The organism is Dyadobacter sp. CY312 (genome assembly GCF_021390535.1).
Lineage (GTDB): Bacteria > Bacteroidota > Bacteroidia > Cytophagales > Spirosomataceae > Dyadobacter.
In genome coordinates, this window is record NZ_JAJUXG010000012.1 from 223,672 (window position 1) to 244,933 (window position 21,262).

Consider the following 21,262-nt stretch of genomic DNA (forward strand, 5'->3'; position numbering starts at 1 on the left):
CTTTATTTGTTTCGTTGTAGAAAGGGGATGTTTTTCCGTTCTACCAAAAATATAAGTGCTGCGAAGACAGAGAAAGCGAGCATGTGAACAGGAACGGATATCCAGAGATCCGAGATTTTGTACATCGTGGAGATGGTAATAAATAAAGCTCCAAGCCCAACGTAGCCCAAGGCAGATGTTACCTCGTAGGGTACCGGGTAATATTTTTGCCCAAAAATGTAGCACAAGGCTACCATAGCGAAGCCTGAAACCGCAAAGGCGATGGCAAATCCAAGATAACCAATTCGAGGCACCAATATAAAGCTGAGTGCAATGGTGATAAAGGCTCCTGTTAGCGTGAGCCAGGTTCCGTATTGTGTTTTATCGGTAAGCTTAAACCACGTTGCAACGTTATAATAAATACCAAGAAACATATAGCCTGCCAGTAACCAGGGAACGACAGGAAGGCCTTCATGGTAGATTTTCTTTTTCAGGAAAAGCTCAGCGAGCAAATCAAGATTCAAGCTGATTCCGACCCACATTAATACACAGATTATAACAAACCATTTGGTGACTTTTGCAAAAACCGGAGGGGCGTTTTTATCTTCTCCTTTTGAAAAAAAGAATGGTTCCGCCGCATATTTAAAGGCTTGGGTCGCCAGGCTCATAAAAATAGAAAGTTTGTAACATTGAACATAGATTCCAATGGCCTGCTCGGAAGTACGACCGGGGTAGAAGTTCTTTGGCAGAAGAAACTGTATGAAAGCACGGTCAAAAAGCATGTTAAGCACTCCACCGGCATTCATTACCATAATTGGGAAAGCATACACCCAAACAGGCCTGAACAGCTCTAAACTGAAAACGAACCGAAAGTCGGCCAGTTCACGTCTCAGCATCCACAAAAACGCAAAATTTGCAATGAGGTTAGCCAAAACAATGTAGTCTGGTGCGTTTAACGGATTGTAGAAAGTGCCGATAAGTGGTTGGAGAGATGATAAGTAATCCCCTTTGTAGATGTCCTTGCAAAGGATTAAGAAAAACAGGTTGAGGGAAATATTGATGAGGATATTTGAGACTTTGAGTACAACAAATTTTTTCCCTTTGCCCTCTAAACGCAGTCTTGCAAATGGTATAGAAACAATTCCGTCTATTGCCATGATACCAGCAAACATTCTGACGATAGAGACGCTTTCGGGATACTTAATCAGGACGGCAGCTTGTTCAGCGAATATGAAAAGCAGACCAGAAAAGAACAGGCTTACGACAATGACAGCGCTTAAAATTAAGTTGTAGTATTCCTTCCGATTCGTTTCCTGTCTTGCAAAGCGAAAGAAGGCTGTCTCCATTCCGAAAGTGTATAATACAAGTGCAAGGCCAGCGTAAGAATAAAGTTGCCCCTGAGCCGCAATTTGTTCGGGTTCAAACAGGCCCGTGTGGAGTGCTACCAGCAAATAGTTCAAAAACCGACCCAGCATGGTGCTGATTCCGTAGGTTGCCGTTTCGCTGGCAAGTTTCTTTAATACACTCATAATATTCTAACATATCCCGCTTCCGCTCCGGAAACAGAAAAAACATGTAAGGTCAGGTCTAACCATTCGGCAAATATACAGGAAGGAAAAGGTTTAAATATACAAACACAAAAAAGAGTCCTTCGTTTGGATATGGAAGGACTCCCGGTAATAAGGATGGAAATTTATTTATCCATACTGGTAATGATACTTTCTATGATGTTTTCGACTCTTTTCCAGCCTTCTTCTGTATTCAGGTCGATATCGATCATTTTAGGGCGGTGATCCTCGGCAATTACGAGGTAATAAATACCAGCTGTAAGGAAAGCCATTAATGCTTTTGTGTCACCAAAATTGGGAAGGTCTCCTATTTTTTCGAGAAGTCTGTTAGCTACATTATTTTTCGCATCCGAAAGCATGGATTTTCCAGTTCCGATTTCCCATCTGAGTAAGTCACGGGTTGCCTTTCTTTCACGCAGGTCGCTAAGGAAAGTGAGCATCAGATCGGTAAGTGCTTTGCTTCTATCTTCTGGTGCTACCGGTTCGATATTCTCAATGTAATCGTCTCCGGTGGTAGATGTGTATTCTCCCGATTTAACATACTGTTCCATCAAACCATCTACGCTCTCAAAGTACCTGTAAATGAGAACTTTATTAACTCCTGCGGTGCGGGCGATAAGATTGACTCCGACTTTATCTGTGCCAAACTGTTCAATGACCTCACCAACTGCTTTCAGGATTTTGCCTTTGGTGCGTTCTCGGTCGCGTTTTTTTACTTTTTCGATTTTCATTACGGGTGCCATTTAGGTTAAAACGCAGTAAATGTAACATTTCGTCGGAAAATAATATACAACACACCTCTGGTATGTAACCTTTTTTTTGTATTTTGGTACATAATAGATTTGCTAAAAATGTAGAAGCACTAAAACTTGCCCAAGTAAGCTTTTCGATGGAGTTGTAGATGAAGAAAAGTACTTTGAACAATCCATCTTAAATAGCTCATGGCCTCATTTAGATTTTGCCAAATGATTTGGAGTTTAAGAGTAGACCGGGAGACTTTTACCTTGAGAAATTACAGGTTTTGTACTTACAATTGGAACACTCTCGCAGCGAATTTTAAATGCTGTAAAAGCAAAAAACGCCTTCAACTTGTGTTGAAAGCGTTTCGGTTACTGTGGGAGTTGATGGATTCGAACGGCAGCGGCCGGCCGTCCCCAACGCTCTGCTTGCGGCAGATGCTCTGAACCAACGGAGCCGAACTAAGGAAAGAAGGTTGATGTATTTTAAGAGTTTCCAGTTTAATAAAATTGGAACACTTTAGCAGCGAATTTTAAATGCTTTAAAAGCAAAAAATGCCTCCAACTTGCATTGAAAACTTTTCGGTTAATATGGGAGTTGATGGATTCGAACGGCAGCGGCCGACCGTCCCCGACGCTCTGCTTGCAGGGCAGATGCTCTGAACCAACTGAGCTAAACTAAGGAAACAAGGTTGATGTATTTTAAGAGTTTCCAGTTTAATAAAATTGGAACACTCTCGCAGCGAATTTTAAATGCATTAAAACCAAAAAACGCCTTCAACTTGCGTTGAAAGCGTTTTGGTTTCTTGTGGGAGTTGATGGATTCGAACGGCAGCGGCCGACCGTCCCCAACGCTCTGCTTGCAGGGCATATGCTCTGAACCAACTGAGCTAAACTAAGGAAAGAAGGTTGATGTATTTTAAGAGTTTCCAGGTTAATAAAATTGGAACACTCTCGCAGCGAATTTTACATGCTGTAAAAGCAAAAAACGCCTTCAACTTGTGTTGAAAGCGTTTCGCTTCTTGTGGGAGTTGAGGGATTCGAACCCCCGACCCTCTGCTTGTAAGGCAGATGCTCTGAACCAACTGAGCTAAACTCCCTTATTTTTTGGCGACCATTGTCGTCGTTTGGGAGTGCAAATATGTAGGACTAAATTTATTTGTGCAACTTTTTTTAGAAAAAAAATTAAAATAATTTTTAACCTATTGATTTTCAATATCTCTTATTCGAAATTTAAATAGAGCGTTACAGTATGCGTGCTCAATTTTCCAATTCCTTTTCCCAAAGAATTTGGTGATGGTTGGAAAATATTTCCAACTCCGTGCGAAAAACGCAGCTCCGGGGCAAATTTGAAGAATTCGAAGAACCGTTCGTAGCCTACGCCATAGTCTACGGTGAAGTCGGTCGACTTTGTATTGAGTGTTCCCGCTTTGCCCGCGCGCCTGCTTCCTACATTGGTTTCCACAGCCATGGTCATCCCTGCAATCAGGTACATACGGGAATTAACTCTCCGCTGCGATTTGTATTTTAACAGTAACGGTACCTCGATCCATGTTGATTCCCGCTTCTCTATTCTTTCGGCTCCCGATGGATAACTATATTTTACCTGCCGATCGTAAAGTGATACCGATGGCGTTGTGCGAAGGTCAAATCGCTCGTTCAGATATGCATTGATGGTAAATCCCATTCTGAATGCGGTCTTGGTAGGCGATTCGATTAGAAATGCACTATCCTTTGCCATGAAATCTTCATTGTGCCTGATGGAATACCGGGTAAACGGAACTGCAAACAGAATACCGTAGTGAATCGGTTTGTCGTCGTAATATTCAAGGTGTTTACGACGATAGCCCTGACCCTGAGAAGCAGCTTCCTGAGCCGCCAGACTCAGAATAAGTAAGGTGCCTATGATTATTTTTGACCAATGTAAATTGTACAAATCCCGAAGGTTAGTGGTATGCATTTGGTATTTTGAAAACCTGCTTTTTTAAAAATTTCTAGGAAAGCCTCGCCATCAGGGAAAGCCTGCACTGATTCAGGCAAATAGGTATAGGCTGAACTGTCTTTTGAGACGGTTTTTCCAATTAAGGGTAATATATATTTGAAATAAAAATTATAAAGTTGCTTGAATGGAAAGCTGCGGGGCTTCGAAAATTCTACAACAACACAGGTTCCATCGGACTTCATAACGCGGTTCATTTCAGTAAGTCCGGCCAGCAAATTCTGAAAATTTCTTACTCCAAACGAAACGATGACGGCGTCAAAATAATTGTTCTGGAAGGATAAGTTTTCCGAATCTCCGCTTTGTAGTGTGATAATGTTCTGCTTACCCAGCTTTTTTACCTTTTCCCGACCTACGGCAAGCATACCTTCGGAAATGTCTACACCGATGATTTTCTCCGGGTTTAACGAAAGGGCTTCTATAGCAAAATCACCTGTTCCACTTGCGATATCCAGTATCACTTTGGGTTGTTGTTTGCGCAACAGTTTTATAGCTTTTTTACGCCAGTAAATGTCCACACCTCCACTCAGCAAATGATTCAGCAAATCATATTTGGGAGATATGTTATCAAACATTTCGGCGACTTGTTCCCTTTTACTGCCGTCTTTGTCTTTATATGGTACTACACTCATTATGAATCGTGTCAAATAAAATATATACAAAACTACAGTAATTTATCGTTCGCACGCCGGCGGCAAATGTATAGTTTGATATCTAAACGAATAGCCTTGGTTAAATACATTGTAAATCAGGATATTTTAATATTTTTATTGGAAATACATCAACACGCTATGAAACATATTTACCTAATCTTACTGGTCTTTTTCGGTGTGTTGGCGTCAGTTTATGCACAAAACCATAAGACGAAAGCCGGGTCGGTGCGTAAACAATCAAGCCATATCAGATCAAAAGAAATCTCCCGTTTCGCCATAACCGCCAAAGGTGGGCTTACCCAATTCTACGGAGAGCTGAATGAACAGGATATGGTAGGTTCTTACGGACTAGGAGTAAGCGGAAGACTTACAAAGGGTATTTCTGTTAGTCTGGATTATTCAGCAGGGAAGATTGGAGGACAGAAAATTACTTTTTTTAATTCATACTTCATTACAGAATACAACGCAGCGGAAATGATTGCGAAGTGGAACCTGACAAAACAGTTTTCCCGCAAGAAAGAGGATTTGTTTGATGTAAGTGTTTATACCGGAGTTGGGGTCATATTTTTTAACTCCAATGCCTATGACGTGGATACTGATGGGCTTCAAAGATTTTCGAATAGCGAGACTAGCAAGCGTAACCAGCTGTTTCTGAGATGGGGGAATCCGCGAGGCAGAGCAGGTATTAAAAAGACGCATGAGCGGATTATTCCTATTGGAAGTGCACTCGATTACAATCTGACGGAAAGATTGAAGATAGGAATGGATTTCAGATTTTATTTAGTGCGTACCGATAAGCTTGACGCTACTTCCGGGCAAAGGCTCACAAATCCCGAAGAGGCGGATTCGTACAGCACCACGCCTAACGATAAATTCAGTTTGCTTTCTGTTACTTTGACGTATTGCTTTGCAAAATCGGGCAGGCAATAGTTCTGTCTTCACTACATTTTTATACTCAATATTTTGGAAACAATTAAATACCGAATTTATCCTAGTTTATTGAATTGCTATGACCGTTATCTCCGGGGGAAGCTGGGAGGGGAAGAACTTATTGACCGGGTTAATCGTATACCTGTTCCTCAAACTATTGCTCAGGCTCGCGGAGTTTCGTTTGAGGATGCGGTGATAAAGGGTACTGGCGAGGAGTTGTATGATCCTGAAATTCTTCGTAAGGTAAGAGCGTTGCTGCCGAGGCCAATGGTCAAGACGCAGGTGTACTGTGAGTATCAGCTTGGAGATGTGTTATTTTACGGCTATGTGGATGTGATCGGCAAGATGCTTGCGGTTGATATCAAAACAACAAGTTTGTACATTCCGGATTGCTTTGCTCAAAGTCATCAGAATTTATATCTCCCGGCTCTGAAATCAAAAGGGATAAGATCATTGAGATACGTGATTACCGATTTTGAGGAGGTGTATCAGGAAGAGTATAGTCAGTCGGTAGATTTGACGTATCAGGAGGAGCAAATAAAATCCTTTTGCGGGTTTCTGGAAGAGCACCGCAAAAGGATAACAGACCTGCGCATATTTAATTTGCTACCGCGGTAAATAATCAGGGGATACGATTGAATATAAAAAGATCAATAAATGTCCATTTTGGTGTTGAGGACGTACCTTCTTCCAATTTACCCCGTTGAATCACCAGCTGATTTTGCTTACGTAATTCATAAATAATTCGCACTGTAGCATCATCTTTTTCAAATAGCGCCTGATTCTTTTTTGCCTCAATAAAATTATAAGTATCTGATACTTCTTTCTCTTCCAGGGCGATCATTCCGGGTTTAAAATGCTTTACATGCGCCACAGGTCCTTTCTCCGTTTGCTCAAAAGCGAAGAGTTCGTAGAGTGCGGGTTTGTCGTCTTTGATCATCCGGATAAAACCAGCGATATTGTTTCCTTCCGGTGCTGTCCAGGAAGCTTCGATAGGACCTCCGTTGTAAGTCCCTTTCCATCGTCCGTCGAGGAAACTGATATCATTTAAGGTGCCCGTTTTGGTAGTTTGAGCGTTGGAAGTGAAGGAGAGGAACACCAGGGCAATGCATGCCTGCAATAAATGTCTTGATTTAAGCATAAGGATTTAGATAGTTAAATGTTACAGCATGCAATTTAGCTAAATATGAATATTCGCGTCATCATGAATGAAAAAAGCCGCCCCTGAAAGGAACGGCTTTGATCGTCTACTTTATAATTCTTAGTAAGCTCTTTCCAGTTTTCCTTCATGAGAATTAGCAAAAGCCTTATTCACAACCTTGTTTCCTCCCATGGTTGGGTAATTTCCGGTAAAATACCAGTCACCCAGGTGATTAGGGCAGGCCTTATGCAAGTTTTCCACGGTCTGGAATATCACTGATACTTCTGCATTCAGATCTTTCGGGCGAATGATCTGGGCAATTTTATCGGATATTTCCTGATCTGTAAATGGCTCATACAGAGCCTTTACATAATTGGTATGATAAGGATTTTTGGTTGCTATGGAGGTTACGCTCTGTGTATAAACGTCTTCAAGCAGATAATCCAGATCACGCTCTTCGAGTAATTTCAGAACGGCACGGAAAGCCACAAAATCTTTCATTTTCGACATATCTATACCATAGCAGTCGGGGAAACGAATCTGCGGTGCCGACGACACAACTACTATTTTCTTTGGGTTTAGCCTGTCGAGCATTGTCAGGATGCTTTTTTCCAAAGTAGTACCGCGTACAATAGAGTCGTCTATAATCACGACTGTATCGACATTCTTCTTCACCACTTCAAATGTTGTATCATACACGCTCGATACCATGTCGTCGCGAAGTGCATCGGCGGTGATAAACGTTCTGGATTTAACATCTTTGGTTACCAATTTTTCGATCCTCGGTCGGAACGAAAGAACACGTTCGAGATCGGCTTCAAACAAGATGCCGTCCATAATCGCTTGTTTTCTCTTCTTGGCAAGATATTCTTCCAACCCCTCGATCATACCTAAAAAGGCAGTTTCGGCAGTATTCGGAATGTAAGAGAAAATTGTATTTTCAAGATCGTAATTGATCTCTTTAAGGATCTGTGGAATCAGTAACTTTCCAAGCTCTTTGCGTTCGTAGTAAATATCCGGATCTGTTCCTCTCGAAAAGTATATTCTTTCAAAGCTGCAGGAGCGTTTTTCAAGCCTGGGCAGAATAGGGAATTCATTATATTCTCCGTGCTTATCAATAATAAGTGCCGAGCCTGGGGTGATTTCCTTTATTTGGCCATAATCTACATTGAAAGCTGCTTTAATCGCTTGTTTCTCACTTGCAACCACTACCACTTCATCGTCTGCATAATAGAAAGCCGGACGTATTCCCGCAGGGTCTCTGATCACGAATGATGCGCCGTATCCTGTAAGACCACACATTGCATAACCGCCATCGAAATCACGACATGAGCGGTACAACATCCGTTGAAGATCCAGGTTTTCTTCTATAACATCTGAGAGAACCGGATTTTCATATATTCCTTTGAAACGTTCGAACACCCTTTGATTTTCTTCGTCAAGGAAATGTCCAATTTTTTCCATAACTGTGACAGTATCTACTTTGTCTTTTGGGTGCTGCCCAAGTGATACCAATTTGCCAAACAGTTCGTCAACGTTGGTCATGTTGAAGTTTCCTGCCATCACCAGGTTCCGGCTTCGCCAGTTACTCTGGCGCAACATCGGGTGACAGTTTTCAACTTCGTTGGTTCCATGTGTTCCGTAGCGTAAATGTCCCAACCACACTTCTCCTGTAAATGCGAGGTTCTCCTGCAGCCATTTTGCATCAGTAGCGCGATCGCGATTGTTCTTCAGACCCTTGCGGAATTTCTTATGTATTTTGGAAAAAATATCCGTAAGTGGCTGAGGTTCTACGGATCTGTATCGGCTTATGTATCTTTTGCCAGGCGGGACTTCGATTTTTATATTTGCAACTCCGGCACCATCCTGCCCTCGGTTGACCTGTTTTTCCATCATCACCGACAGTTTGTGCACGGCGTATAGCGGTGTTTCGTACTTGTCGATATAGTATTGATAAGGTTTTCGAAGACGGATGAGTGCAATTCCACACTCATGCTTAATAGCGTCGCTCATGGGAAGAATAATATGTTAGAAATATATTCGCTTGCTGTCTGCAAAGCTTATTCCTTTTGAATATCTGGTTAACGATTTAAAGACCTTTTTTAGTTCGCTGACATGTGCAAAGATACGAATCCTTTCCCTTAAAAATATTCAAACTCTCCCTATTTTTAAAGTGTCTTCATAGCGGGTAGATCTGATAAGGTATAGGTACTAGAACTATATGTGCTCTATTGATCATTAAGTATAAATAAAACCTGTCTTTGTTCTAATTTGCATATTAATCCAGGTTCAGGGGTTATCTTGACTATTTCAAAAAAACAGAATTTAAATCGGGGAAATGTCATGCTCCATAAAACCAGAGGTATTGCTCTGAGCTACATCAGATACCGGGAGTCGTCCATTATTGTAAAAATATATACCGAGCTGTTCGGTATCCAGAGCTACATTGTGAATGGGGTAAGGAGCAGTACTGCCAAAACTAATCGCATTGCACTTTTTCAGCCGCTGACGTTGCTGGACCTGGTAGTGTATCACAAGGGAAAGAATGATACCGTTCATAGGATTTCAGAAATGAAATGTTACAATCCTTTCAATACATTGCCTTACAATGTTACAAAATCCAGCCTTGCTCTTTTTGTAACAGAAATTCTGGGTAAGACGCTTAAAGAGGAGGAAGCAAATGAGCCTCTTTTTCACTTCATAGAGCATTCTGTACTTTACCTGGATCACGCTGAAATGGGTTTTGAAAACTTCCACATACAGTTTTTATTGCATTTGGCTTCATTTCTTGGTTTTGGTATAGAAAATCTTCACGATCTGGAACGGGAGATAAAGAGTCATCATTTTCCGCAGATGGCCGACAAAACAGAATTGAGCGCTACGGAGCAATTACTGCTGAACGGCTACGGAATGCCTGTTCAACTGGATAGAACCCGCAGGGTGTCCATTCTGGAAAAAGTACTTTTTTTCTATAAAATACATATAGAAGGGTTGGGCGAGATCCGATCCCTGGAGGTGTTAAAAGAAGTTTTAAAATAATATGCTACCGTACGCTGGCATACTTTTGTTGAAAATGTAATAAATCAAAAATGGTTGAACTATGAAAAATTTACTTGTTCTCACCTTCTGTTTAATAACTGGTGCCGTGTTTGCTCAGGCTCCTAAAGGCGCCTGGAAGTCTCAGGAACCGACCGGAAGCACTTCCATACTAATTGTTGCTGACAATTACATGTCAATAGCGTCTTTCAGCGTGGGTAATAAATACTTTGAGCGCGCGGAAGGTGGTCCTATTACGATTGACGGCGATAAAATGACATATACGCCTGAATTTAATTCAGCAGATACAGCTAAAGTCGGCATTCCTATCGTGTTTACAGTCACTAAAAAAAACGACATTCTTACGTTAAGATATGAAGAAGCTATGGTTTGGATGAAAGTCGACGAAGCTGAGAATGCATCTATGGCCGGTGCATGGCATATAACTGAGCGCGCAAGTAACGGAGAGGGAGAATTGGTGAAAATTCATCAACAGGGTACAAGAAAAACGTTAAAATTGTTGTCTGGAACACGATTTCAGTGGTTTGCAATTGATCCTGGTGTGAAGGGTTTTTACGCTACCGGAGGAGGAACGTACAGTGCTAAGGATGGCAAATACACTGAAAATATTCAGTTTTTCTCGAAGGATAACAACCGGGTAGGCACCAGCTTGGCTTTTGGCTGGAAACTGGACAACGGGCGTTGGGATCACAGTGGCAAAAGCAGTGATGGGAAGCGTATTCATGAAGTCTGGGAGAAGATAAAGTAAATCCATATCTTCTCCGTAGGATACAAACATATTCTCTGGCGCGCCTCTGAAACTTTTCGGAGGCGCGTTTTTCTTTGCCTTCCAGGTTCACTTCCCCATATCTGAGGACCTGGCGTGTCTAAGATAATTGTCTTTTACCAAGTTAAAATTTGAGAAAAATAAGTACCATTTTATAAAGTGGTCTTGCTTGTCGCAATGCATTCATCCTGTATTTCAGTGCGTTAAGTTAAATTTCATAGCACTTTAAAATATATTGTCGTATAGGTAAAGTGGAGCGATGGGGAGTATTTATATCAATACTTTTGACAAAAATATTCCTATAATTTATGAGTTAAGGGCTATTTGAATCTTTAAGCATCTCATCATTTAATCAAACCAAAAACCCCGCACGAATGAAACAATTGATTTACGTTGCACTTTTAGTTTATGTCAGTATACCAGCATTAGCACAGCAAGTTATGATGCAGGGATTTTACTACGATATTCCCAAAGCTCAATGTGGCGCGGCCTGGGCTGATACTATGGCTTTGAAGGCAAGCCAGTTGAAGGCATCCGGTTTTACACATATCTGGACTCCTCCTTTTCAGGGAAATGGAGCAAATAGCGGAGGTTATGATCCCAGGAACTTATATATAGGAGACAATACAACTGTAACGTCTCTGGGGACAAAACAACAAATTCTGGACATGGTTTCGGCTTACAATGCCACCGGAATGCAGGTGGTAGGAGATATGATATACAACCACAGAGATGGCGGTGCTCCCGAGATCAATGATCCTGTACTGGATTACGTAATGAATAAGGCGGGAGGAAATAATCCGGGAGGAAGCTACCAGTATTCTATGCCTTCGGACAGGTTCCATTATGTTTTACCGCTCGGTGGCACGGTAGGCAATGGAGAGGGAAAATATTATGCAAAATTCAGTTCTCGTAATGATACCTATGACGGTGCAAAATATATGCTTTATGTGACCACAAATAAAATCGGAGGTTCGCGCTGGTCGCCTGTTTTGTCTCCTGAAACAGTTTTGACAGAGATGTCTGGCAATTACGCTGTGGAGTTGGGGCGCAATTATGAAGTAAGGATTGATGGGAATGGAGATGTGGATGAATTTGAAATAACTGTTAACCCGGCAGATTTCAATGCGGGTGATGAGCTGATCATTTATGCTATTAACATAAATCCCAGTGATATTGCTTCTTACTCCAACCACCGACCATATGAAATTTGGTATGATCCTCAAGGTTCATCAGGAAACGGATCTGCGAGGCATGTCGCTACCGCAGGAAGTATGTGGGCGACAGGTGGTGGGCTTAGCACTGACTACAAGTTACGTGTAAAAACCTATACTGATTTCAGCAACTTGCCAGGAACGCCGACTGGTCAGGATATGCACGGTGGTAATTTCAGACCAAACTGGGGTGGTGATCCCGCGGCAGATGTGAACCAGACAACGCTTGGGCCGGCATGGAGTATGCAAAGCATGGATTATTTCTATGATTATGACCACCGGAATCCGGATACAAAACAAAAGCTGATTGACTGGACACTTTGGAGCTGGGATCAGGTTGGAATAAGGGGGCTTCGTATGGATGCGATCAAACATTTTCCAGCATCATTTGTGGGTGATTTGCTTTGCGCAATGCATGCAGCTGGAAAAGATCCAAGTATGATCGTAGGAGAATGGTATGGTGAAGATCCTGGTCCACAGGGAACCTGGCTGAACGATGTGTATGCAAAGTTGAATGCATGTGGTGGAGGAACGCTTAATCCAAAGGTATTTGACTTCAATCTTCGTTCGGCACTAAAAAAGGCAAGCGACGGCGGGAACGGTGTTAGTTTGTCAACCAGTTGCGGCGATGGTACTTCGTGGGATGTGAGAGGTGTTTTTGACCAAAGTTTGCATGATCTGGCTGGATTTAGTGGTAATAATGTTGTTACAATGGCAAATAATCATGATTTCAGAGAGAGCAATGTTACATATGGTAATTCACTGATACATAGTCGTGCAGACGCGCTGAACAGTTATGCTTACATGTTTACCAACAACCATTTGGGTGTCCCCACCGTATTCTGGCCTGACTACTATGGATACAATGCCACAACAAAAACATGGAATGGAACAACCTGTGTGGACCAATCACTAAGCTATTTCCCGGTATGGGCAGATGGAGGTTTATCATCAGAAATTGATGGACTTATAGGTGTGCTAAAAAACTATATTCATGGTTCATCTGAGATAAATTACCTTAATAAATTTGGTGGGCCTGCGATGACTTATCACAGTGGCTGTTACCAACGTTCCCTTATTTATCAGAATAGTGCGACAGGAAGTATTGGAGGAAAGGAAATAGTGAATGTGATCAATTATGGAGATGAAGCAATTGATGTAGAGATACCAATTATCCAGAGGAATAATATGATGAATGGCGAAATATTCACAAAAATTGCCGGAACGTCATCCACTGTTCAGCCCGTGTGGAGCGGAGGCGTGTTACGCGTATCTGTTCCTGCTCACAGTTTTGCAATATGGGCGCAAGGCGATTTTTCTCCATTACCTGTGACATTGACCAATTTTGATGTGAAGGCGTTACCAAATTCTATTGAGTTAAACTGGAAGTCAACATCCGAAAGTAATTTTTCAGGATATGAAGTACAGAGATCGTTTGATGGAAAGGAGTTTATCAACCTTAAATGGATTCCCGCAAAATTGGGAAAAGAGTCATCATCTACCTATATATATAGCGATAGCGAGGCGGCTGTTGGACAAACCCTGTATTATAGGTTAAAAATGACGGATACAGATGGTAGTTCTGCTTACTCTAATATTAAATCTGCCAAGATTGATCCCAATGAGCTATTGATTCAACTAATGCCAAATCCAGTTCACATCTCAGCAAACGTGTTGGTTAACAATCCACGTACGCAATCGTTGGAACTAAATATCCTGAACGTGGGAGGACAGGTGGTGCACAAACGTCATTATAATTTACCAAAAGGAATCAGCACTATTAAGGCAGATGTATCTCAACTTTCATCAGGAACATATCTCATCACAGTTACCGATGGAAAGAATCGACAAGTACAGCGAATGATTGTGCAATGATAAAATGAGCCTTTGGTTTTGTGGTCAGGAAATCGGAGGCTCATTTTAACTTCTTGTAAATGTGTAGGCTGGCATGATGATTGCTTTCATGTATTAAAAACGGAATTGCTATTTAGATTTCTTCAAAATAATTTTAAAAATGTTTTGAATCATTCTAAATAGGTCCTACATTTGTCTTAGTATTAACGAGAGAATAATGAGTGCTTTGATGTGCGGTGAGCCAGTAAACTTTTCTGATCAAATAGGTTGTTGGTCAAAGTCCCTGATGAGTGGGGAAGAGTGCGTCTTTAAAAAGTGCTGTGAAAAATATAAAAAGAAGGGAAAGCACTGCAAAAAGTGTCCTAAAAAGTAGGTTTTCCTTAGAAGATAATCTAGTAAATACAGTTCATGGTGAATAATTGTAAGAGAGGGAATGCCGGCGAGCGTTCCCTTTTCTATGTCCTCAATTATACAAACTTCCGTTTTAGCTCGAAATTTTGTCCCAGGTAAACCCTTCTCACAACCTCATCTTCTGCAAGCTCTTCGGCGCTTCCCTGTTTTAATATTTTTCCTTCAAATAAAAGGTATGCACGGTCTGTGATCGAGAGCGTTTCGTTCACGTTGTGATCCGTAATAAGAATCCCGATATTCTTGTGTTTTAATTTGGCGACAATACTTTGAATGTCCTCCACAGCAATAGGGTCCACTCCCGCAAAAGGTTCGTCCAGCAAAATGAACTTTGGATCAACTGCCAGTGCTCTCGCTATTTCTGTTCTGCGTCTTTCTCCGCCCGACAGCACCATTCCTTTACTTTTCCTTACATGCTGCAAATGGAATTCCTCCAATAGTTCTTCCACTTTAAGTTTTTGGTCGTTTCGGGAAAGGTTTGTCATTTCCAGCACAGCCCTAACATTTTCTTCAACTGTTAAAGAACGAAAAACAGATGCTTCCTGCGCGAGGTAACCCAGGCCAAGCCTTGCCCGCTTGTACATGGGAAGACTGGTAATATCCTTGTCATCCAGATACACTTTTCCGCTATTGGGCTTAACCAAACCAACAGCCATATAAAAGGAAGTGGTTTTCCCGGCGCCGTTTGGTCCTAACAATCCTACAATTTCTCCTTGTTCCACCTGATAGCTAACATTGTTGTTAACCAATCGCGGGCCGTATTTTTTAACAAGGTTTTCAGTTCTTAATATCATTGTAATTGTATCTAAGCGTAACGTATGAGGGAGGTCAGTGAATTTTAATGTCTTTAAGGAATAATTGTAACGATTTTTTATCCCGAAAGTTATTCTCTTCCAAATGATAGCATATAGAAAAAGGACGTTTGTTAACCAGATCTGTATAAACCTCTGCCATTCCAAAGCCAATTGCCGTAAAGGTGAGTGATCCTTCCTGCCTCACATTAAACCTGATGTGTTTTTCTTTCATTATTACCGGATCTCCAACCAGCGTAACATTTTTACTTTCAAACAGTGGCGTCATATTGCCCGGGCCGAAAGGTCCCATCTGCCGTAGAATGTTGTAAAACTTTGCATTAATCATACTCAGTTCCAGCGGCAGGTCAATGTTTACCATCGGAATCAACTGATCGGGAAGAATACGGCTGCTTACAATCTCGTTGAATCTGCTTCTGAATGCATTGATATTTTCAATTGGCAAGGTGAGTCCTGCGGCAAAAGTATGCCCACCGAATTGTTCTAAGAGGTCTGCGCATTCTTCAATGGCTTCATACACATCAAATCCCGGAACCGATCTTGCGGAGCCGGCAGCTTTGCCATGGGATTCGGTTAGAATAATGGTAGGACGATGATACTTTTCGATACAGCGACTGGCCACAATTCCAATAACACCTTTGTGCCAGTCTTCCTTAAATAGCACCGTGCTTTTGGCATCCGAGAACCAAACATCGTTTTCAATCATGAAGAGTGCTTCTTCGGTAATACTGCTGTCAAAAACTTTCCTGTCGTTGTTGTGTCTGTTTATTTCCTGAGCAAATTCATCGGCCTCTTCCTCTTCTTCCGACAGCAGCAGTCTCACAGCCTCCTTCGCATGTTTGATTCTCCCCGCTGCGTTTATTCGCGGACCTATACCGAACACAACATTGGTGATATCCAAAATTCCTGACATGCCGGCAATTTTAATCAAAGCTTTTATGCCGATTCTTGGAGCCGCGTTCAATTGCAAAAGGCCGTAATGTGCCAGAATCCGGTTCTCTCCGGTAATAGGTACAATGTCTGCTGCAATACTCACAACTAGCAGGTCCAGATATTCAAAGAGAACTTTCTGGTCCAGGTTTTCAGAAATACAGTACGCCTGTAAAAACTTAAAGCCGACACCGCAGCCTGTGAGTTCTTTATATGGATAGTCGCAGTCGGTACGTTTGGGATCAAGTGTAGCTACTGCCGGAGGCAACGTGTCGCCTGGCCGGTGATGATCACAGATTATAAAATCTATTCCGCGATTTTTTGCCTCTGTAACCTTATCTATTGATTTTATTCCGCAATCGAGCGTAATGATTAGTGTATAGCCATTTTCCTGAGCCCAGTCAATACTTTGCCAGGAAACTCCGTAACCCTCATTATATCTGTCCGGAATATAATAGTCCAGTTTGTCATAAATTCTTCTTAAAAATCCATAAAATACAGTCACAGATGTTGTTCCATCAACATCGTAATCTCCATAAATCAGGATTTTTTCGCCATTCTGCATTGCTTCCGTAAGGCGTTGCACAGCTACGTCCATATCTTTCATCAGATACGGATCATGCAAAAGTGAAAGGTCAGGCCGGAAAAACTGTCGCGAACTTTCAAAATCTTTGATTCCCCGTTGAGCCAATAATGTTGCCAGTGCAGCATTTATTTTCAGGGTCTCCCCCAATTCAACGGCAATCTGGTTCTGTTCGGAGGTTAATTCAGGATGATATATCCAACGCTTTTCAATCATAAAACAAAGATAAGGTTAATATACAATGTGTGTATCAAAATCAAGGTTACTCCGTTTCATTCAGGGAAAGCTAAACGAAACGTCTTATCTTTGCAAGTGATTAACTTATATTAAGGATGCCACGTCTTGTAGCAATTGATTACGGTGCCAAGCGCACAGGTTTAGCGGTAACCGATTCACTGCAGATTATTGCAACGGCTCTGGAAACGGTCAGGACTCACGATTTGCTTGAATTTCTAAAGAAATATGCGCTGAATGAAGAAATCGAAGCATTCGTAGTAGGCATGCCGAGAAGGCTTGATAATACGGATAGTGATAATACACCGAGGGTTCAGGCCTTTGTTAAACTGCTCATGAAAACCTTTCCCGATAAGCCAGTTCATACGCACGATGAGAGATTTACATCATCAATGGCTTTACAGTCGATGATAGCAAGTGGTTCCAAAAAAAGTGATAGAAGAGAAAAGGGAAATATTGATAAGATCAGTGCTACCATTATCCTTCAGTCATTCATGGAAAGCCGGCGTTATTGAGCTTGCCTGATCATCTGTTTTGTTTTAATTATTAAATATCATATTCTTTAAAAATGATTTATCCTGTTATAGCCTACGGCGATCCAATACTTAGAAAACCGACACGCTTTATTGAAAAAGAGGAGCTGGATTTGAAAAAATTATCTGCGGATATGTTTGAAACTATGTATTCTGCAAATGGTGTCGGATTGGCTGCCCCTCAGATCGGAATGAATATCCGTGTTTTTGTCGTAGACGCAACTCCATTTAGTGAGAAGGATGAAGACGATGATGATGAGCCGGATCTTTCTCTTGTTGATTTTAAGAAAACCTTCATTAATCCTGAAATTTTGGAGGAAGATGGGAAAGAGTGGGCCTTTGAAGAGGGTTGTTTAAGCATTCCTGGTATCCGGGGAGATGTATATAGACCGGAACGTGTGAAAATCCGTTACAGAGACATCGACTGGAATGAATATGTGGAGGAATATAATGGTATGGCTGCCAGAATTATTCAGCACGAATACGACCATCTGTTGGGTAAGCTTTTTGTTGATTATCTGCCTACCTTGAAAAAACAATTAATTAAGAAAAAATTGGCAGACATTACCAAAGGTAACGTAGATGCTGATTATAGAATGAAGTTTCCCGGACGCCGGTAATCCTTTTCTCAACAATCTGATAATATGAAAGATGAGCTGGCAGTTGCTTTAATACAAACGGATCTTTATTGGGAGGATACCACTGCCAACTTGTCTTCCCTTGAAGAAAAGATAGCTCAACTGGAAAAGGCAGTTGATATCATTGTACTTCCTGAGATGTTCAACTCGGGTTTTACAATGAATACAAGTATAGCCGAGCCGGTTAATCTGACTACGACCCGCTGGCTGAAGCAGATCGCTGCTCAAACCGATGCTCTCATTGTTGGTAGTTTTGCTGTAAAAGAGGCATCCGGTTATTTTAACAGGCTCTTTGCTGTATTTCCCGATGGCACTTTTCTTAATTACGACAAGCGCCATCTGTTCAGAATGGGGCAGGAGCATGAAATCTATTCTGCCGGAACGTCCCGAACCTTGATCAGTTGGAGAGGATGGAATATTTTGGGATTGGTATGTTATGATTTAAGATTTCCCGTTTGGAGCCGGAATATTAATTCTGACCCATTTGACCTCCTTATATATGTAGCCAACTGGCCGGCACGTCGTGCTCATGCCTGGAACGTACTCTTACAGGCAAGAGCAATTGAGAACCAGAGTTATGTTATAGGTGTAAATCGGATAGGTGAAGACGGGAATGGTCTTACTTATCAGGGAGATTCAGTTGTGAACGACTTCTTGGGTGAACCGATCTGTGCGCTCGGTTCCGCGGAGCAGTCTAAAATAGTGAACCTTTCAAAGAAGAGTTTGGAAATCTACAGGCAGGACTTTCCTGCGTATCTGGATGCTGATGCATTTCAAATTGTTATTCAATAACCTTCGGTACCATTATATAGGTTGTGTTTTTCGAAGGAGCGTTTTGTAGCGCTTCTTCACGGGTCAGAGCATTAGTGCTCTCGTCGCGTCTCCAGTTATTTTCTTCGTCCATCATGTGGGTCAAAGGTTCAACTCCTTCGGTATCAATCTCGTTAAGTTGTTCCATCCAGGAAAGTACCGAGTCCATACTGTTTAGCAGGGTAGTTTCTTCTTCTGGTTTTATCTCTAATCTGGCCAGGTGCGCAATCTTTTTTAGAGACTCTTTATCGATCTTCATAATTATTAAGAATTTGTTAAGTTCTGGGTTAATGGCTTTGTGGAACCCAAAATTATCACATTTTTGCCAACCATTCGACTTAATCTGATGAATGTAATATGAGATTAGTTCTCAACAGAGAACATTAATCGTCGGAAACTGTTCATACGAAAAGTGCAGAATGAGAAGAATGAAACTTTTTAAGCGAGTATTGATATAAAACACACAGTCAAAGTTACAATGTGTGGGAAATAATATTTGCTTTTCTGTTGATATATTGAAATTTTTTAAACCTTAAACGGGGTATTTATAAAACAAGTTGATTCAATTTGACTAAAAGAGTGCAATTTTAGTTTGTTCAAAATGTGGTTCTATCTTGCTCTTTATCAGTAGAAACGGCCGGTTGTTACCTAAATGCGTTCTCGTTAACATTCTTTAAATTATACAATTGGTGTTTAGGATACTTAAAAACGGAACAAAAAATCAGCGCAAAAGCTTGCTTTTTTTTAAAAGGAAAACTCATACTTTTGTGAAAGTCGATATGATAGCAGACTAACCAAAATTTTATTTTACAAAAGCCTGTTTAAACCAAAACTTTTATTTAATTCACAACCAAAATCTCAATTTAACCTTTAAAAGTAAGTCTGATGGAAAAGAAAGCTACAAGTCCGGCACCAGCACCTAAGTCTGCAGCAGCAGCATCAAAAGGCTCTGGCGGTTTAAATCCGGCATTGGTAATCCCTGTATTATTTGCAATCGCTTTGGCTGTTTACGTTTTCGTTCTGGGTGCTCCTGAGCACTTTGTTGACGGCGATCACACAAAAGGACCAAAACAAGGTGATTATTTCGGTATTGTCCACGAGGGAGGACCTATTGTACCTATTTTAATGACATGTTTCTTGATCGTACTTGTTTTTACAATCGAGCGTATGATTACAATTGGTAAAGCAAACGGTACAGGAAGTATTGATTCGTTTGTTCGCAAAATCAAAAGTCTTTTGGACAAAAACCAAGTTGACGAAGCTATCAAGGAGTGCGACAAACAAAAAGGTTCAGTTGGTAATGTTATCAAGGCTGGTTTGTTGAAATACAAGCAATTGGCTAACGAAACACAACTAGACAAAGAACAAAAACTAGCTGCTCTTCAGAAAGAAGTTGACGAAGCTACTACGTTGGAATTGCCAATGCTTCAGAAAAACCTGACAGTTATTGCAACACTTGCAGGAGCTTCTACCCTTATTGCACTTCTTGGAACGGTACTTGGTATGATCCGTGCATTTGCTGCTCTTGGAGCATCAGGAGCTTCTGATTCAGGTGCACTTGCAGCGGGTATCTCTGAGGCCCTTATCAACACTGCGATTGGTATCGGTACATCTGCAATTGCAACTATCTCTTATGCATACCTTAACAGTCGTGTAGACGACCTTACTTACAGTATTGACGAAATCGGTTTGAGCATTCAGCAGAACTTTGCTGCTCATTATTAATAGTTTTAAATACTATTGATATATAATTTTCGTTAATATTAAAAAAACTTATATATTTGTATAACCATGGGAGTAGTTAAGCCTAAGAAACACCCGCCGCATACTGACATGACAGCGATGACGGACGTGGCGTTCTTGCTACTGACATTCTTTATCATGACGGCTACTTTTAAAACGAATGATGCGGAGATTACAACTCCAACATCCATTTCGCAGATTAAAGTACCAGATGATGAGTTGATGATCATTAGCATCGACAAAGACGGCAAGGTTTACTTTGGCGTAGATGCAAAGCCGACGCGTATTGAAATGCTGGATAACATTGCTCAAACCAAGGGTATTTCATTCAGTGATGTTGAGAAGGCAAAGTTTTCGATTCAAACGAGCTTTGGTCTTCCTATTAATCAGCTGAAACCTTGGTTGAACATGCCTAAGGATCAGATGGCAAGCGTAAAGCAGCCTGGTATTCCAACGGATTCGACTGGAACCAGTGAACTTGCAGACTGGGTTTATGCCGCTAGAAAGGCGAACCCAGGATTGAGAATTGCTTTGAAAGGGGATAACATTGCCAAGTTTCCTAAGTTTAAGGATGTATTGGCGAACCTTCAGTCGCAAAATATCAACAAGTTCTCTCTCATTACAGGCAGCGAGGATGCTCCGGCAGGTTTTAAAGAGTAGTAATTAAAAGAAC

Annotated in this window: 19 protein-coding genes and 2 tRNA genes; 10 read left to right on the plus strand and 11 right to left on the minus strand. The window is 41.3% G+C overall.

Translation table 11 applies throughout. The features are described 5' to 3' along the window. Positions 1–2: 2 nt before the first annotated feature. From LZG71_RS17730 to ubiE, 6 genes are all read right to left on the minus strand, one after another. Positions 3–1,508: a lipopolysaccharide biosynthesis protein gene (locus tag LZG71_RS17730; protein ID WP_233822536.1), complete on the minus strand. Its 1,506-nt coding sequence runs from the start codon at positions 1,506–1,508 to the stop codon at positions 3–5. 164 nt (positions 1,509–1,672) lie between these two features. Next, positions 1,673–2,278, minus strand: coding sequence for a TetR/AcrR family transcriptional regulator (locus LZG71_RS17735; RefSeq protein ID WP_233822538.1), 606 nt, complete (start codon positions 2,276–2,278; stop codon positions 1,673–1,675). A gap of 598 nt (positions 2,279–2,876) precedes the next feature. Beyond that, positions 2,877–2,964 (minus strand) — tRNA-Ala (locus LZG71_RS17740). Positions 2,965–3,309: 345 nt separating this feature from the next. Continuing rightward, positions 3,310–3,384 (minus strand) — tRNA-Val (locus LZG71_RS17745). Between the two features lie 122 nt (positions 3,385–3,506). Beyond that, a complete protein-coding gene (locus tag LZG71_RS17750; protein WP_233822540.1) occupies positions 3,507–4,244 on the minus strand; it encodes an outer membrane beta-barrel protein in 738 nt (245 codons plus the stop codon). Further along, entirely contained in the window at positions 4,193–4,915 is a 723-nt protein-coding gene (gene ubiE, locus LZG71_RS17755) for a bifunctional demethylmenaquinone methyltransferase/2-methoxy-6-polyprenyl-1,4-benzoquinol methylase UbiE (protein WP_233822542.1), read from the minus strand. The genes LZG71_RS17750 and ubiE overlap by 52 nt, the downstream gene beginning before the upstream one ends. Positions 4,916–5,074: 159 nt before the next feature. Between ubiE and LZG71_RS17760 the strand changes: the two genes are divergently transcribed. Continuing rightward, positions 5,075–5,866 (plus strand): hypothetical protein, encoded by a 792-nt coding sequence (locus LZG71_RS17760; protein ID WP_233822544.1) that lies wholly within the window; start codon positions 5,075–5,077, stop codon positions 5,864–5,866. Positions 5,867–5,896: 30 nt separating this feature from the next. Beyond that, on the plus strand, positions 5,897–6,484 hold the full coding sequence (locus LZG71_RS17765) for a hypothetical protein (RefSeq protein ID WP_233822790.1): 588 nt from the start codon (positions 5,897–5,899) through the stop codon (positions 6,482–6,484). 4 nt (positions 6,485–6,488) lie between these two features. On the opposite strand, the gene LZG71_RS17770 is transcribed toward LZG71_RS17765, so the two are convergent. Both LZG71_RS17770 and LZG71_RS17775 read right to left on the minus strand, forming a co-directional pair. Further along, complete coding sequence (locus LZG71_RS17770; protein ID WP_233822546.1) at positions 6,489–7,007, minus strand: DUF6265 family protein; 519 nt, start codon at positions 7,005–7,007, stop codon at positions 6,489–6,491. A 120-nt stretch (positions 7,008–7,127) separates the two neighbouring features. Then, on the minus strand, positions 7,128–9,020 hold the full coding sequence (locus tag LZG71_RS17775; RefSeq protein WP_233822548.1) for an amidophosphoribosyltransferase: 1,893 nt from the start codon (positions 9,018–9,020) through the stop codon (positions 7,128–7,130). Between the two features lie 330 nt (positions 9,021–9,350). Here LZG71_RS17775 and recO point away from each other — a divergent pair, with 330 nt between their 5' ends. From recO to LZG71_RS17790, 3 genes are all read left to right on the plus strand, one after another. Continuing rightward, the gene (gene recO / locus LZG71_RS17780; RefSeq protein WP_233822550.1) at positions 9,351–10,046 is read left to right on the plus strand and encodes a DNA repair protein RecO; all 696 of its coding nucleotides are present in this window, start codon (positions 9,351–9,353) and stop codon (positions 10,044–10,046) included. Between the two features lie 61 nt (positions 10,047–10,107). Next, positions 10,108–10,812, plus strand: coding sequence for a hypothetical protein (locus tag LZG71_RS17785; RefSeq protein ID WP_233822552.1), 705 nt, complete (start codon positions 10,108–10,110; stop codon positions 10,810–10,812). A gap of 392 nt (positions 10,813–11,204) precedes the next feature. Continuing rightward, positions 11,205–13,919 carry a T9SS type A sorting domain-containing protein gene (locus LZG71_RS17790; RefSeq protein ID WP_233822555.1) on the plus strand — a complete coding sequence of 905 codons (2,715 nt, stop codon included), beginning with the start codon at positions 11,205–11,207 and terminating at the stop codon, positions 13,917–13,919. A gap of 446 nt (positions 13,920–14,365) precedes the next feature. On the opposite strand, the gene lptB is transcribed toward LZG71_RS17790, so the two are convergent. After that, a complete protein-coding gene (gene lptB, locus LZG71_RS17795; protein ID WP_131959632.1) occupies positions 14,366–15,100 on the minus strand; it encodes an LPS export ABC transporter ATP-binding protein in 735 nt (244 codons plus the stop codon). A gap of 34 nt (positions 15,101–15,134) precedes the next feature. Then, positions 15,135–16,847, minus strand: coding sequence for a single-stranded-DNA-specific exonuclease RecJ (recJ, locus tag LZG71_RS17800; RefSeq protein WP_233822557.1), 1,713 nt, complete (start codon positions 16,845–16,847; stop codon positions 15,135–15,137). A gap of 116 nt (positions 16,848–16,963) precedes the next feature. On the opposite strand from recJ, the gene ruvX reads away from it, so the two are divergent. Genes ruvX through LZG71_RS17815 form a run of 3 tightly spaced genes read left to right on the plus strand, consistent with a single transcriptional unit; the run spans position 16,964 to position 18,828 of the window. Beyond that, complete coding sequence (ruvX, locus tag LZG71_RS17805; RefSeq protein WP_233822559.1) at positions 16,964–17,380, plus strand: Holliday junction resolvase RuvX; 417 nt, start codon at positions 16,964–16,966, stop codon at positions 17,378–17,380. A gap of 53 nt (positions 17,381–17,433) precedes the next feature. Then, positions 17,434–18,018, plus strand: a complete 585-nt coding sequence (gene def / locus LZG71_RS17810) for a peptide deformylase (RefSeq protein ID WP_233822561.1) — start codon at positions 17,434–17,436, stop codon at positions 18,016–18,018. Between the two features lie 24 nt (positions 18,019–18,042). Beyond that, entirely contained in the window at positions 18,043–18,828 is a 786-nt protein-coding gene (locus tag LZG71_RS17815; RefSeq protein ID WP_233822563.1) for an amidohydrolase, read from the plus strand. On the opposite strand, the gene gatC is transcribed toward LZG71_RS17815, so the two are convergent. Beyond that, entirely contained in the window at positions 18,818–19,105 is a 288-nt protein-coding gene (gatC, locus tag LZG71_RS17820; RefSeq protein ID WP_233822565.1) for an Asp-tRNA(Asn)/Glu-tRNA(Gln) amidotransferase subunit GatC, read from the minus strand. The two genes, LZG71_RS17815 and gatC, sit on opposite strands and share 11 nt — an antisense overlap. Before the next feature lie 626 nt (positions 19,106–19,731). Between gatC and LZG71_RS17825 the strand changes: the two genes are divergently transcribed. Both LZG71_RS17825 and LZG71_RS17830 read left to right on the plus strand, forming a co-directional pair. Next, positions 19,732–20,571 carry a MotA/TolQ/ExbB proton channel family protein gene (locus LZG71_RS17825; RefSeq protein ID WP_233822567.1) on the plus strand — a complete coding sequence of 280 codons (840 nt, stop codon included), beginning with the start codon at positions 19,732–19,734 and terminating at the stop codon, positions 20,569–20,571. Positions 20,572–20,637: 66 nt separating this feature from the next. Next, positions 20,638–21,249: a biopolymer transporter ExbD gene (locus LZG71_RS17830; protein ID WP_233822569.1), complete on the plus strand. Its 612-nt coding sequence runs from the start codon at positions 20,638–20,640 to the stop codon at positions 21,247–21,249. Positions 21,250–21,262 lie beyond the last annotated feature (13 nt).